This is a genomic window from Nostoc sp. CMAA1605, from assembly GCF_021596505.1.
Lineage (GTDB): Bacteria > Cyanobacteriota > Cyanobacteriia > Cyanobacteriales > Nostocaceae > Trichormus.
The window spans coordinates 1-15,884 of record NZ_PJIZ01000107.1 but is presented as its reverse complement, the minus strand read 5'-3'; the positions used below and the strand labels follow the sequence as shown (position 1 = coordinate 15,884).

Here is a 15,884-nt window from a genome sequence, read left to right as displayed (position 1 = left end):
TTATGCGATATAGCAATTAATGAACGAGCAATTGGCATTGATGCTAAATCCTACACAAGTCCGGTGACTTTAGCTTTGCGTCTCAATCGTAGTATTGGCGGGTTGATTTATTATCGTCGTCGGATTTTAGCTGTGAGCGATCGCTTAATTGAGGATAACCCAAGCTACATTTCCACTCTCAAATCAACACTCGATAAAAAAGGTGATGCAGCCAGTTTAGAGATTATGTCAGTTTCCGCCGTTATTGAGTTTTTAAAGAAGATGCCCTATGCGAACCAAACCTGATTTTTGGAAAGGTGCAGAGCGAATTTGTTGGCTTTGCGTCTTTATGGAAGAATTTATCGGCACTAATTCACTGGAGTATGCACCAGTAGTTATGTCAGGTATGGCCAGCATTTTAAATGCACCCGCCTTTGCACAAGCTCGTCAAGCTATTTTCAATATGCGTCAGATGTCACTGGCTTATGTAACGCACCAGTCGGTGAAGCACGCGATCGCTCTCTATAACAATTATCATTACTCCAACAATACTCAAGGGACGTATGAAATTGATATTGAAAAACTTCAGTTTAAAAGGACTGACGCTTTAGAAGATTCGTTAATTACAAAGGCGCGGCAAATTCTCAGTACCTCTTTGCCCTACGAAACATACGGTTTTACAGTTGCCGATCCTCGTCAGCCAATGGCTGTGGCGTTAGGTGAAGACTCAACCTCGGTAAAGTTAGACATTCCGCGTATCTCTGCACCAATTGCTGCACGTCGTACACATTCCCTCAACCGCCAACCACGAGGAAAGATTCGCATTCCCCTAAAAGAATTGCGTGATTTGGCTCGTGAAATGGACAAGCGTGAACAGCAAGATCCTGAACGACGATTAGGTAATTGGGCTGATCGCTTTGAACGCTTTGACCTGATGGTGTCGGAGGCGGGAAAAGGATTGCGGAAAGAAGATGATGTGCTGGAATTGGAGGATATCAAGCACTTAATTGGTTTACCTGGGTCGGGTAAAACAACGTTGCTGGTGTTGATAGCTGTCTGGTTGGGGCTACATGACTATAAAGCTATTTTTGTGTTTCCCTCCATTGAAGTTGCTAGACAGTACATGGCTGATTTAGCATTTCATCAAGTTAAGGTGGGAATGCTTGTCGGTCAAGGTGATGAAACTCGTCGTCGCCACGCAGATAATATTGCAGAAGCGATCGCCGCTATAGGAAATAATGGTGGTTTTGCTTACACCTTAGAACAGGCAGAAGTTTTTGGACTCAACTGCGTTCTACCAGCCTTTTCCACTGCGGATATGTCTTTGTGGGGCTTTGGTTACGCACCTTGTAATGAGATATTGCAAGGAGGAGGGAAACAGGGAAAGATGAAGAAATGCCTGTGTCCCCTCTGGACAATGTGCGGTCGCAATAAAGCACAGCGAGATTTATTAGATGCCAATATTTGGGTTGGTCATGTGCGATCGCTCGATACTCAAATATCACCCCATGCAACTTATGAACAGTTACGATATTTTGAATTAATTGCCCGTACCTTTGACCTAGTTGTTTTCGATGAAGGCGACATGGTGCAGAAAGTCTTAGATGATTATGGGGCTGCAACTTTAAGTATTTCCGGTTCAGAAAAATCAATTCATAGAGTCATTCTCGAACAAATTCATAACCGTTTTGCTCGTGGTGAAAACTATCGACTATTTGATCGGGATATAGAACTTTACAGTCGTGACTTAGCAGAATTTGGTAATCACAATACTTCTTTGATTACCACCATCCATAATATGTCAGCGTCGCGGGTAAAAGAACGCTACGAAAATCAATTGCTGACTGTATTACGGATTGTGAGTGAACTCTTGAATATTCTGAAAAAATCTACTAAACAAGATGAAATTGATGAACAAGAAGCCAAAACAGAAGTTACCAGAAGTCGAGCGTTAGCTGAATTTTGGGAAAAAGCAGCATATAATGCCTTTTATGACCGCACAGGAGTTAATAACCCTCAAGATTTTAAAGCTGATTTTTGGCCTCATTATATAGGCATAAACAAAGAAACCTTAGAACAGCAATGGAAAACTCTTATTTATCATTTTCGGCGTTACTTAGCTGAAAATCTGATTAAACAACGTGATGCGATCGTCCAAGAAATTATTGAATTATTTTTCAAACTCTGTTTTCCCAAACATCAATTAACTATAGAAGCTGAGGATTTAACTAAGTTACTTATAACTGTGACATTCGTAATTCTAGGTTATCAGCGAATTGTACCAGGGACAAGAACAATGGTTGCAGAAGGCTTCATTCGTGAACCCATTGTAGAATCCACCGCATCACCAGAACTCAGAAAATTTATTCCTGAAAGCATTTTAGGTTCATTTTCTGGTGTGCGATACAGCTTTTTCAAAGCACTAACAACGCGCACTGCGGCTAGAAATATGGAGTTATCTTACATTACATTTGTAGGTGCGCCTCGGATGTTAATGCACCGCTTTCATCGATTGTTAGAGGCAGATAATGGACAAGCCAGTCCAACTATCTTAATTACCTCAGCTACATCATTTTTACAAGCCAGTCCTGCCTATCATATTAACGCCGGGCCACATTATTTACTCAAAGCACGTCAGCCAAAAAATCAGACATCAGCAAAAAGCATTTATCGCTTCCAATGGTTTTCAGATAGTCAACGAGGCGACCAACCTCTACTATACAGTGGCGCAGGCGATCCCGATTTGCAAAAACGTAATCTTAAGCTGATGGTAGATGCTCTTTTCAAAGGAGGAACTACTAAATCTGAAATTTATAAAGCCATGAATAAATTTGATGTCAAGTCTGGTATTCGTCGCAAAGTAGCTTTAGTTGTCAATGGTTATGACCAAGCTCGTGATATAAAGAAATATATCAATACCTATTATCCTGATGTTGGTAGGTATACAAAAGCCGTTGTTAAGTCTCTAAGAGAAGGGGAACAACCAAAAGATTTTGTCACTTCTGCTCAATGTGAAGCATTAGGAGATGATGAAAACTGTCACATTTTAATTTTTCCTATGCTGGCAATTGGTAGAGGTGTCAACATCGTTTTCACCAAAGGGGAAAGAAAGCTAGATGCAGCAATTGGCTCAATTTATTTCCTCACTCGTCCTCACCCTACTAAAGATGATATGCAGCTTTTGTATAGCTTGACAGGACGAGCAACACAAGAATTTGATAGTCGAGTTTTTAGTGAAACAGAAGATTTGAATGCCATAGCAACAGCTTGGCGACAATCAAGAAAAGACCTGTGGTTAACTGCCAATAGATTGTTACGTGAACCCTTAATGGCAAGCCGTTTAGGGACTGAACTATTCAAATCATTTACGGCTAATCAAATGGTAGCTATTCTGCAAACAATTGGTCGAGGAATGCGGAATGGATGCCCAGTATCAGTTTACTTTGTTGATGCAGCTTGGGCTAAAAAATCAACAGAAGATAAACCAGATTCTGGACGAGATAGTATGCTGGTTCAGATGCGAATTATTTTAGAAGAATGTGTGAACCATGAAGACCCCGTAATTCGAGAAATTTATCAAGAACTGTATGGCGCATTTCTAGAACCTTTACAGCGCATTCAAGGAGTAGTTTATCCTGATGAATTACATTCCTTAGAAGAATCGGCGGATGAAGAAGCAGGTTTTGACGAGTTTTCACCACTATTGGAGATGTAAAAATGATTAACGATTTTGATAATGAAATTGAATTGGAAGAAGATTTATTGGCAGAAGAGGAAGACGAAGAAACTGAAGGTGATTTCGTCTCAGATACATTGTACATCCAGCAAAGATTCAAATCAATTGCAAAATTTCCTTTAGCTTTTAGCGTACCAGATAAACTACCTCCAATTATAGTAGAGGGTTGTAATATTACTTGGACAAAACCAGCTTTGCAATGTTTCGGCGAGATTCAACAAGGAGCTAATGTCAAAAATATTCCTTATGGCTCATTGCGAAATTTTCTACAAGTAGTGCTAAAAGATGCAACACGAATTGAACCAGAGATAGGTCTTAGCAAGAGTGCATTTTATCATGCTAACAAAGGAGATGACCCAGAACCTTTTGTTTACCTTAATGGTGGCAATGAGGAAGAAATAAATACAATGCTTCGCTCAATTATTGATGATTGGTTGATAAACTATCTCAAACCATTTGTTGAAAAAGAGGATATATCAATAGGGATCATTGAACGCTTGGAAGATTTGCAAAAAACAGGAGAGTTGATAAAAGTTTCTGCATTCAAATCTCAAGTATTACCTTGGGCTTGGAATAAAGAAACGGATACAACTCAAGCTAAAGATAAATATGCTTATCGAATGCTTGCAGATTATGTGGCGCGTCAAATTGCTGGACAAGTTATTTTTCCAGGTTTAAAGCCGATGAAACGTGTTATTTTCAGCAATGGTACATTTACTTCTAGTATTGCAGAACTCATTACAGATCCGATTTCGTTAGATAACAAAAAGGGAAAATTCAGTTTTGTAGTGAAATTGGAAGTTATTACTTATCCATCTTTACATCAACCTTTATTAAAAGTTGATGTTTCTAAACGTCGCTGGTTAACTCAGTTAAAAGCTCCTAAATATGACCGTAGGGATATTAGCGGATTTATATTTTCTCAAGAATATCCTGATCGCGCCTTTAGCTATCAAGTAAAATGCGAACGAGATAAAAAAGGTAAAAATGGTAAAACTAACAAAGAAGAGCAGGTAAAATGGGTTTGGAGAACAGATCAAGATTTTGAAATTCTGCGGAGAAAATTAAATCTGGGGTCATCGAGTGATGGACAAGAAATCGCTAGAGGTTTAGCCTCAACTAATAGCTGTGATGTACTTCTAACTTATCGTAATGGACTGCAAGATAATTCAGAAGAAGACGAAGAAACTTTTGAAGCATACGGGATTGAAACAGGTGTCCCAGAGCGCGATAAATTAGATGCTTTTGAGGCGATCGCAGAAATTCTTCAACCATTAGGAATGCAAGTATTCAATAAATATTCTTTAGTGAAACCAAGCCATGACCTGAAGAAAACAAAGGAAGCAACACGCATGATTAATCTTCCTACACTGCTTGGTGGTGTTTTGGAAGCTCTGGAAACAGATACTAACTTGGAATTTACCCCGAAATATCTCGATCAACTCAACGACAAACAAATTGATGATTTGCTAAATAAACACTTTGGCATTCGTTTAGAAGGGATTGATTGGGGAAGAAAAGCTCTTCAATTCAAAGGACGCACATTGAATCAGACGGCTGAATTTAAAGCCTTAATTCAAGCAAACCAAACAGCGATTCAGCGATTGTATCCCAATGAACGACCTTTACTATTTATCTTTTATGAAGCTCATTTAAAAACAGAAGCGAAACTATTGCAGAAAGTTACTCAACTTTTATGGGGAGATACACTTGACGTAAAAATTAATCTCTTGCCAAAAGATACGCACGGGTCAAGAGAAAGTTTATCAGGAAAAGAGTTGAATGCTAAAGAGCGTTCAAATAAGCGAATTAAAGCATGGGAATCTACTGCACAACAGATTAAAAAGCTCAATCAGCTAACTTTCTGCTTAATAATGGCACGACAGTTTTATCCAAATCCTAATGGACAAAACAATGTCAAACCTGACGATAAAGTTAATAAACCTTCAACCCGCAAAGCATTAGCGATGGCTGGTGCTGGTGTGCAGTTCTTATTACCCATCGAAAAGACCCGGAAAGCAAATCATCTTAAACTTACAGACTTTTTCCATCGGATGCAGTCAGCATTAAAAGACTTAATCTTTGCTCATTCTGGTCGCATTGATGGTGTCAAAGAAAAAGTTGATAAGTACTTGCAAAAGATTTCACCGGAAGCAAGACCAAAAGAAATTATTTCCATTACAATCGAACGTAAACAACAAGGTCGCGTTCGTGGCACAATTGAAAATACACTTTTACCAATGGCAATGCGCCTCAATGTAGATACAGGAAAATGTGAATTTTGCTGTGGTTATGAAAAAGGAAACAGTTTAGAAACTAGTCCGTGGGAAAGTTTTGCTAATGCACGAGCTTTTATTGCTGAACTTACTCCCATTAAACTAGGTAATTATAAAAAGGTGTGCCAGACTCGATTCATGAAATTTGTGAAACAGATTATTTCTGAATCTGTGGAAGCAGGTAAGCAACCGTTGCTGATGATTGATTCTACCAACTGCGCTCAACTATGGTCTTGGCTAAAAGATGTTGAGATTAATGCTAATCAAATTAGCCTTAATTCGGATCAAGATATGCAAGTTAATTGGCAAGGCGCACGTATAATTCGCATTCGCCAAGGATTCACCCCTGGCATTATTGAGAAAAAAGTCAGACATATAATAGAAACGTCTGTAGAAGATACTAGAACAAAAGAGGAACTAAAAAACCTGCTGCCTGACAAGGAAATTCCGTCAGCATCTAGTGCAACTGGCTTATTTCGACTCAGTGCGACTAATAAAACTGGATGCGTAGCTTATCTATCTGTGGCGCGTGAATTACCACATCAATATACCCGTGGTCAAAGTTGCTATCGCTCAACCGACACTTTAATTAAAAAGACTGACGATTCTAAAAAGTCAGTTTGTAACAAAGCTAAGTTAGAAGTAAGTCAACTCACTAAAAAAGCTCCATTTGCAGGTCGCTGGCCTACTCCCAACCCTCTTGAGATTGTCGTTACTTTGCGCCAACCAGAAGATAATCCTGATGACTTAGCAGCCCTTGTGGAGTCACTACGCTACGGCTTTGGTCACTACAGCGATTGGACAGCCTTACCTGCTCCCTTATTTTTTGAGCGTGTTGTGCGTGACTACATCAGCGATTTTACTATCGAAGATGATGAAAGCGAGAGTGAAGACGCAGATTCATAGACAGCATATCTATAGGACTAGTATTTGATTTCTGAAAAAGCTCCGTACATTTGAAGGGTGGCAAAATCAAAGGTAGTGTGTCGAATAAACCACTCGAACATCCATTTGAGATGAGAAAACGAAGGAATTAAAGCACAGAAACGCCGCACCCAAGTTTTAGCTTGTAACCAAATATCCTCAATCGGATTTTGTGATGGGCAATTAGGAGCAAAACGCACGCAGTGAATTTGCCATTGTTCTTCAGGTAAACCAAGGTTTACCTCGGTTAAAAAGTCTTGGACAAGATGGGAACGATGGTAAGAAGCACCATCCCAAAAAATCAGTAATTGTTGGTGAGGTGACTGGTCTAATAAATAACGTAGATAATCAATCGTATTGTCTGAATTACCTGCATCATAGGCTTTAAGAAGTAATTCACCTTTGAGATAGTCAACTGCTCCGTAGTACGTCTGTTTGTCTCGTTCATTGACAACCGGAACTGCTATTTCTTGGTCAGTTTTACCCCAGACATACCCACTCAAGTCTCCCCACAATAGATGACACTCATCTATCAACAATACTCTCAATAATCCTGCTTCTATTTCTTTTGTGCGGCTTGCCAACAATGTCTCAATCTGTTTTTTTTTACTGCCACAGCTTCCGGCTCGGCTTTTGGATTCAGTTTTGTAGTTTTCTTCCAACTAATTCCTGCTGCATCAAATAAGTCATAATAGCTGCGTTTTGACTCATAAGTTACATCGTATTCAAAAGCCAATTTATATTCAAGTTCCCCAAGCTCCCAACATTCCTTTGTTTGCAACCAACTTAAGACCTCTTCTCGTTGTTGAACACTTAAGTAGCTTTTTCTTCCCTTGTGGTTCAGGCACAGTCCCGAAATTCCATACTCTTTGTAGGCTTGTTTCCAGCTTGTTATCGAACCAAGTGACACATCTAAAATTGTTTGAATTTCCTCATATTTGTAGCCTTGATAAACCAGTTTGACTGCCAATGCTTTCCTCACCTCACGCGCATCTGGCCGATCATCTATAAATTTTTGTAGTTCTGCGATAGCTACGCCCGCCCCAGGCATCGCGGTTTGTATATGCTGGTTTATCATTGTTCCCTGTTAGACAGATATCACCCTCCGTATTATCTCTTGGTTCTTTTCATAAATCAAATATGATTCCTATAGAATAAGGGTGAGTTGTATATTGTGCGATCGCCTACCTTACAATAGCTAATCGCACAATTTTTAAGCTGCTGATTTACCCAGGAGCAATTAATTTTAACAAATTAATTGTTTCAACCCCTGATAACGCTAATTACAACAGAAAAAGTCTCGCTAATTTTTTGCTAGGCAGAAGATGTGATTTAAAAACGCACTGAAACTGAACCAATTACAGTAAAAGGTTCGCCGGGATAAATACCGCTAGTTCTGCCAAAAGGTACACCACTGATGTAGTCAACATCAAAGATATTCTTGAAGTTGAGAGCAAAACGCCAGTTGTCTCGGCGGTAAAAAATACCAGCATTAGTTAGAAAATAACTATCTAGATCAAAGCTGTTGTCTAGGTCGCCTTGACGCTCTCCGACATAGTTAAAGCCCACACCAAAGCCTAAACCTTGCCAATTACCACGTTGAATTTCATAGGTTGTCCATAAACTAGCACTATGTTTCGGAACTCCTGCCAGTCTATTTCCTACGGGAATGGTATTGTCTGCTGTGACTTCTGCATTTGTATATGCGTAAGCGGCAATAATATTCCATCCTGGGAGAATTTGTCCGCTAACATCGAATTCAAAACCTCGGCTACGTTGTTCACCTGTAGCTATAGAAATACCCAGCCCCGGAAAATTCAGATCCGTTGTCGCAACATTTTGTTTGGTAATGTCAAAGTACGATAATGTTGCTGAAAGTTTACCTTCTAGTAATTCAGTTTTGACACCAACTTCGTACCCTTCGCCTCTTTCTGGTTCTAGAGGATTACCATTCACATCAAACTGATCAACATTCGGATTAAATGATTGGGAATAGCTGGCATAAAGTGATACTTCTTTTGATGGTTGATACACAATCCCGATACGGGGAGTGAAAGCATCATTAAATTGACTGGTATCACCGCCTGGATAAAACAGTGATGGTTGATTGGTGATGTCTTGCTTGACGGTTTCGTAGCGTATTCCAGCTAGTAATTTGAGACTATCAAAGAAGGCTATTTCGTCTTGGAGATAAATACCTAATCTATCTGTGACAGATTCTCTATCTAGCAGCACAATATTTAACCCAGTCCGGGGTGTAGCTCTGTAGACAGGGTTGAAGATATTTAACTGTGAGGGAGTAAAGAAATTAGAGGTGGCAAAACTACTGGAGTTAGTGCGATTCAAATCTAGACCAAACAAGAGAGTATGTTTGATACTACCTGTAGAGAATTTACCTATAACATTTGATTGTAAAGAGTAATCGTCAGAATAGAAATCGTCCAGGGCATAAACGCGATTGACAATACCTGTGGTTTCATCAAAGCCAGTAGGAATCGTCAAGCGATCGCTATAAACTTTACTTGTGGAGTAGCGAAATCCATTGCGAAATTTCCAGTTATCACTGAAACGATGCTCTAGTGAGTATCCAGTGCTAATAAATGTCCGCTCAATATAGTCGTCTGGTTCATTGATGATGCGATCGCGTGGAACATCAATTACACCTCTTCCAGAAGCTACTAAACCAGCATCGAATGGCCGTCTACGGTTGGAATACTGTGTGTCTATAGTAAAATCCGTCTTTTCGCCCAGTTTCCAAGCTAATACGGGTGCAACAAAATATTGCTGAAAGTTTTCGTCAAAACCTCGGAAACTTTCATTATTCAGATAAGAAAGATTCAGTCTATACAGCAAGCTGGGATCATCATTCAAAGGGCCAGAAATATCAATGCGTGGTCTAATCAAACCATAGTTACCAAACTGGACTTCTGCTTCGTAAAAAGGCTCTGCTAGAGGTTTTTTGGTAACAGCGTTAATGATCCCACCGGGTTGAATCTGTCCATATAAGATAGATGCTGGGCCTTTTAAGATTTCGACACGTTCTAAATTGGCTGTTTCTGGCACCTCTGGAAAAGCAAATTGTCTAAATCCATCTATCAATACTGGCGCGTCATCAAATCCCCGAATTGTATATCTTGCTTCTGTACTTGTGTCAAACCCACCAGCAATAACGTTACTGACGTTGTTGAGTGTTTCATCCAATCTGATGACTTGTTGATCTTCAATCACCCGGCGCGGAATCACCTGAATCGATTGTGGTATGTCTCGCAGTGGGGTATCGGTTCTTGTCCCAGTAGTAGCGTTTAATGTGTTATAGCCAGCATCGCGATCGCCTGTTACCACTAATTCTATTGGTTCATTCGACTCTGCTGATGGTGGTTGAACTGGAGTTTCAGTTTCTGGTGTAGGCGTGGGTGCTACTTCTGTTTCTGGCTGTTTTTCTGGTGGTGGGGTTGCAGATGCCGTAGTGATCAAGCCTAAAATCAAGCCTTCGTCACTATCAAACAATTCGACTTGCGGTAAGCTTGTTTCGCCTCTGACTGTGACTAATATAGTATTAGGATTTTGGTTGTTAACCGTAATTTCTGCAATTCCTGCTACTGGGTTTTCTTGGCGAAATGTCTCACCACTAGATAAACGCAGTTGAGCATTATTGATCTCTGCAATATATGTATTACCTTCACTTCTAGGCTTAACTTGTAACTGATCACCTAAAGTAGTCTGTAAAATTATCTCCACACCCTGAGCGGTGGAATTCACTTGGACTCCAGTCACGGGAATAACTTGTTGCGAACCCCCTTGAGTAAGTAGAGAGGGTTGGTTGATTTGCAAAATATCCCGTTTCTGTCGCAGTTCTGATTGCTGGTTCGTCTTTGCCCCTTGGGCTGGATTGGCCATAAACACGCCAACTGAGACTGCCAACAACAAGCTTTGCAAGATTTGCTCTGGTTTCATTACTTCCCTCATCATTCATCGTGTCATGTGATTTTTGTTAATGACACGAACCTCTTAAGTTATTGAAATTGATTCTTAGCTATTTTGCAAGTTAGTCAATTTAATTGCAAATCAATTTTACATGAACTATTGATAATTTGTTGCAGTGTTAATTTCGCTTAATAATTTTTTTGCGGCTAATACTTAAGCGTAAAATGAAAAATAAGTTAAATATAATACTCTAAAAATACTTAACATATACCTAAAAACTTATTTTAAGGGCATTTATAAGCTCAAGACTTAATTCAAAATAATACTAAGTAAGTTAAATACTTTAACCTCAGCAGAGAAAATAGACAGCTTTGGGTTCACTGAGATTAGGCTCAATCTATGAAAATCATAAGTTAAAGCCTTTTTTTTAAATGAAAATATAATTTTTTTATATATATTCCCCCTTGCTAAATGCAATAACTTCCTATTAAATAATTTTGAGGCTAGCTAAAAATTATTTGCAATAAGCTCTATCTAACCTCCGAGTTGTTCGATATCAAGCAACACCAAAGTTTATTCTCATCCAAGAATAAAGTTAACAACAGCACATCGACTTGATTTAGAAGTCAAGCAAGCTGGTGAAGCTGAACAAATTCGCGTGTGCATCTCAGTTCCCAAGGTGTAATATGTGTCAATCTATAGACAGCCGACAAGAAAATTCCTCTAGTGTTTCTCCAGTTACCTCTGGTGAACCGAATACTTGCAGTGTCATGGATACTTTAAAATCGATCCTTCTAAATCTCGGTATTCCAGAAGAGTCAATTAGTGAAGACACCTTATTGCAAAGAGATTTACAACTTGATTCTGTAGAGGCAGTAGAGATAGCCTTGGGATTGAAACGCACACTAGGTGTGAGTGTGAAACTAGAGTCTCGGCGAGATATGACGTTAGCTCAAGTCTGCAATCAAGTCGAAGAAGCGATCGCCCAAAATCATACCAACCATGTTACACCAACAGATTAAAGGGTTGGGTTTAGATATCATACCCATTCACAGAATTGCCAGACTCGTTGATCGATATGATAGTGAAACTTTAAATCTGATCTTCACTGCTAAGGAAATCGAACGCTGCCAATCAGCTAAGGAATCTCATCAATATTATGCAATTTGTTTTGCTACAAAAGAAGCTGTGAGTAAAGCTCTAGGTACTGGGTTGGTTGACATTGATTGGAATGACATTGAAGCTGAAATCACACCTAAGAGCCTAATTATTCATCTATACAATCAAGCAAGTTATCAGGCAAAAAAACGTGATATTCAAAATTGGTCGGCAAATTGGTGCAATTGGAATCAACATATATTAGTTCAAGTCATTGCTTTATGAAAGGGAACAGGGAACAGGGAACGGGTAACAGGGAAAACAAAGCCACCCACAAGGGGGAGGTACGCTAGGGGCTTTGTAAAGGAGTGCGGAAAAGTCAGGGAGTAGAGGAAAAGCTAATGACTATGATTTCTGAACATTTAACAGATATATTTAACATTGCAGCTTACTTCCTAGACAGAAACTTGGCACAGGGAAGCAGCGAGAAAATAGCTTTTTATTATCAAAATGAAACATATAACTATGCACAAGTTAACAGCCTCGTCAGACGTAGTGCGAGATTACTTGCCAATCTTGGTATAGAGCAAGAAAACCGCATCGCAATTTTATTACCCGATTCTCCAGAGTTTGTATTTGGCTTTTGGGGTGCAATTTGGCTGGGAGCCATACCTGTTCCCATTAATACGACTTGTAGCCTCAATGAAATTCAATATATTCTGCAAGATTCTCGCGCTCAACTCTTATTAACTACCCAAGAGTGGCAAGAAAAACTCGCTCCTATCCAATCGAAATACTTACGTCATGTACTTTTGAAAGATGCGTATCTTTCTCTGCTAACGCAACAAGATGAATTACTACCTTGTGCAGAAACTTCACCCGATGAACCAGCTTTCTGGCTCTATACATCTGGTAGTACAGGCAATCCTAAAGGCGTGATTCACCTGCATCAGAGTATGGTGGTATGTGCAGAAAGATACGGTAAAGCAATTCTAGGTTTGCGTGAGGATGATATTACCTATTCAGTGGCGAAAATGCCTTTTGCCTATGGCTTGGGTAATACCTTATATATGCCAATGGCGGTAGGTGCAGCTAGTGTGTTATCTGACGGCAGTAACGCCTTTGACATAATTGCAGATATTCACCGTTATCGACCGACAATTTTGTTTGGCATACCGAGTGTTTACGCAGGTATTTTAGCTCTATCGGAAATTGCACCATTGGATGTGTCTTCCTTACGACTATGTGCATCGGCGGCGGAACAGTTACCTAAAAGCATTTGGCAGCAATGGCGAGAAAAATACAACCATGAAATTTGCGAAGGCATTGGTACGACTGAGTTTTTACATATATTTCTCTCTAATCAAATAGGAAAGTGCAAACCAGGAAGTTCTGGTTGTCCCATTCCTGGTTATGACGTGCAAATTCTTGATGACGATGGTGTACCTTGTTCTCCTGGTGAAATTGGCAATCTCCAAGTCAGAGGAGAAAGCTTGATGTGGGGTTATTGGAAGCGGTTACAACAAACGCGTAAAGCGATTTATGGCGACACCATGCGGACTGGAGATAAATATTTACAGGATGCTGATGGTTATTTTTACTTTATGGGACGCAATGATGATTTATTTAAAGTCAATGGCCAATGGATCTCACCAATGGAAATTGAGGATATATTACATCAACATCCCCAAATTTTAGAGGTTGCTGTTGTACCTGAGTCTAATAATGAAGAACAGTTAACGCAGATTGTCGCTTATATCAGTCTCAAGTCGGGACAAACCGCTTCACCACCAATAGAAATGGATATTCGGAAGTTTGCTAGACAAAATCTGCCAAATTTTAAGGCTCCTAAAAAAGTTTACTTTGTAGAAAAATTACCGCGCACTGCTACAGGAAAAATTCACCGCAGATTATTAAGTAATAATTAAAGGTTCGTAGTGAGGACTTTAGTCCTCAGAAAAGGACTAAAGTCCTTACTACGAACTGAATCCTAGTATTTTTACATTGCTTAATGTAGTTTGTTTTTTTGTATTGACTTACTTGCTGGTACAAGTTTTAAATAATTTCCCAACAGAGGCATAATGATGGTATTAGAGTTTCAGACAGCAATCAAATACAAGCGTAAATTTATTTCTGGTCGGAGGAATCATCTTGTAGCTTTGCAAAATTTCCTACAAGCTGGGATTTTTGAGAATTATGTTTTGTATGAGGGCAAGAATGAAATCAGGATTGCTGGGAATGAATTAGCAAAAGTATCAGTTTCGCAAGATTTAGTTTCTGTGAAAGGTGTAGGTAAATCTTTCTCAGAACCTGCAACTGAGCCATTTAAGCAAGTCGAGAAAATGTTGGCGAAATTGCCGATTGAGGATTGGACAGCTTATGGTTATGTGGCTTTTGATATGGCTCGATTTTATTCAGATTATGCTAAATCAATCGAGCAAGACAGCCTGTATTTTCTCATTCCAGAAATTGAACTGATATTCACTGATGAAGGAGTTTGCATCAGAAGTACAAAGTCTATTGAACAAGTAGAAGAAATTTTACTTTTAGATGCTCAATTGCCAGATTATCAAGCGGCTGATTTGAGATTAGATTTTAGCGATCGCACAAATTATCAGCAAAAGATTAGTGAGTTAATTACAGCCATCCAAAAAGATGAATTACAGAAAGCAATTATTTCTCGCTCCGTCAGAATTCCTGGTAATTTAGATGTCTTGGGAACCTATATAGTTGGAGCCAAAGTTAATAATGCCGCACGTTCCTACTGTTTAAATATTGGCGATGTCCGCGCAGTTGGCTTTAGTCCAGAAACTTTAATTGAAGTTTATGACGATGGTTTCATTGTGACTAATCCCTTAGCTGGAACTAGACCGAGAAGCGAAACCAAACAGAAGATACACAGCTTACACACGAACTATTTATTGATGCCAAAGAAGTTAAAGAACACGCTCTTTCTATTTGGTTAGCGCAAAGTGAGATTGCTTCCCTGTGTTTAGCAGGTAGTATTCAAGTGTTCAACTTCATGGAAGTGAAAAAATATCGTTGTGTGCAGCATTTATCATCGAGAGTTGGCGGACAACTACAACCAGGAAAAACCCTGTGGGATGCTTTGAAGGTTTTGTTTCCAGGGATTACCGTTTCGGGAATTGATAAACAACAAGCACTCAAAATGGATTGACCGTTTAGAAGACGAACCGAGAGGAATTTATGCAGGGGGTATTGGCTGGGTAAATAGTAGTGGTACAGGAGATTTAGCGATCGCAATTCGTTCTGTTTATCAGTATGGTAATCATATTTACTTAAATGCTGGTGCTGGTATCGTTGCTGAATCTGTACCAGAAAAAGAGTATATCGAGTCTGTCAACAAGATGAATACTATGTTGACGAATGTAGTGTTGGAGTCTGAAGCCAGATGAAAGGGATACTGGCTGTACCTGATACACCGTATATGATCGGTTATGGCCTAGAAATAGTTGCAACTGCTGAGATTAGAACCCTCATAGAACAAGCACGGGGAGATTTTACCATGCAGTATTTTAGAGCCAGTGAACGGAGTATTATGTCTGGAATTCAACATCTTGCGGGTCGTTTTTGTGCCAAAAAAGCGATTTTGACAGCTTTGGGGATGGAATTAAATCGACAGGCTTTTTGGCTGGATATAGAAGTACAGCGACTACCTACAGGTGAACCATCAGTAGTATTGCATGGTCAATATCGAGAACTGGCTAATAGTTTAGGGATTGCTAAGTGGTTGGTGAGCATTACTCATGTAGCTGATTATGCCGCAGCGAGTGCGATCGCTCTTTTGTAATTTATCTCACGCAAAGGCGCAAAGGCGCAAAGGTTATGATGATGATTCAGTTGGTATTCGCTCACTTGCTGTTAGTTTTGGTAGCATTATTCGGACAAATGAGTATTGGGTGAGGAAGTTTCCTGAGTTAATTCCA

General features: G+C 39.5%; 9 protein-coding genes and 2 pseudogenes. 9 read left to right on the top strand and 2 right to left on the bottom strand.

The genetic code is table 11. The features are described 5' to 3' along the window. From CV014_RS25515 to CV014_RS25505, 3 genes are all read left to right on the top strand, one after another. Positions 1–285 (top strand): restriction endonuclease-related protein (locus tag CV014_RS25515; protein WP_236144578.1); only part of this gene is annotated, 285 nt, incomplete at its 5' end. After that, on the top strand, positions 269–3,694 hold the full coding sequence (locus tag CV014_RS25510; protein WP_236144577.1) for a hypothetical protein: 3,426 nt from the start codon (positions 269–271) through the stop codon (positions 3,692–3,694). The genes CV014_RS25515 and CV014_RS25510, both read left to right, overlap by 17 nt. 2 nt (positions 3,695–3,696) lie before the next feature. Further along, on the top strand, positions 3,697–6,897 hold the full coding sequence (locus CV014_RS25505; RefSeq protein ID WP_236144576.1) for an RNaseH domain-containing protein: 3,201 nt from the start codon (positions 3,697–3,699) through the stop codon (positions 6,895–6,897). Between the two features lie 17 nt (positions 6,898–6,914). On the opposite strand, the pseudogene CV014_RS25500 reads toward CV014_RS25505, so the two are convergent. Together CV014_RS25500 and CV014_RS25495 are read right to left on the bottom strand one after the other, a co-directional pair. Next, positions 6,915–7,948, bottom strand: a pseudogene (locus CV014_RS25500) (IS630 family transposase); the annotation flags it as partial. Between the two features lie 299 nt (positions 7,949–8,247). After that, positions 8,248–10,869 (bottom strand): TonB-dependent siderophore receptor, encoded by a 2,622-nt coding sequence (locus CV014_RS25495; protein ID WP_236144574.1) that lies wholly within the window; start codon positions 10,867–10,869, stop codon positions 8,248–8,250. A 656-nt stretch (positions 10,870–11,525) separates the two neighbouring features. Between CV014_RS25495 and CV014_RS25490 the strand changes: the two genes are divergently transcribed. The 6 genes and pseudogenes from CV014_RS25490 to CV014_RS25460 all read left to right on the top strand — a co-directional run bounded on the left by CV014_RS25490 (position 11,526) and on the right by CV014_RS25460 (position 15,748). Then, positions 11,526–11,861 (top strand): acyl carrier protein, encoded by a 336-nt coding sequence (locus CV014_RS25490; protein WP_236144573.1) that lies wholly within the window; start codon positions 11,526–11,528, stop codon positions 11,859–11,861. After that, positions 11,842–12,222 carry a holo-ACP synthase gene (locus tag CV014_RS25485; RefSeq protein ID WP_236144572.1) on the top strand — a complete coding sequence of 127 codons (381 nt, stop codon included), beginning with the start codon at positions 11,842–11,844 and terminating at the stop codon, positions 12,220–12,222. Before CV014_RS25490 ends, CV014_RS25485 begins: the two co-directional genes overlap by 20 nt. Before the next feature lie 116 nt (positions 12,223–12,338). Next, a complete protein-coding gene (locus CV014_RS25480; protein ID WP_236144571.1) occupies positions 12,339–13,865 on the top strand; it encodes a benzoate-CoA ligase family protein in 1,527 nt (508 codons plus the stop codon). Positions 13,866–14,018: 153 nt separating this feature from the next. Then, positions 14,019–15,115: pseudogene (locus CV014_RS30520) on the top strand (chorismate-binding protein). Continuing rightward, complete coding sequence (locus CV014_RS25465; protein ID WP_236144569.1) at positions 15,084–15,353, top strand: chorismate-binding protein; 270 nt, start codon at positions 15,084–15,086, stop codon at positions 15,351–15,353. Before CV014_RS30520 ends, CV014_RS25465 begins: the two are co-directional and overlap by 32 nt. Continuing rightward, positions 15,350–15,748 (top strand): holo-ACP synthase, encoded by a 399-nt coding sequence (locus CV014_RS25460; protein WP_236144568.1) that lies wholly within the window; start codon positions 15,350–15,352, stop codon positions 15,746–15,748. Before CV014_RS25465 ends, CV014_RS25460 begins: the two co-directional genes overlap by 4 nt. Positions 15,749–15,884: the final 136 nt, after the last annotated feature.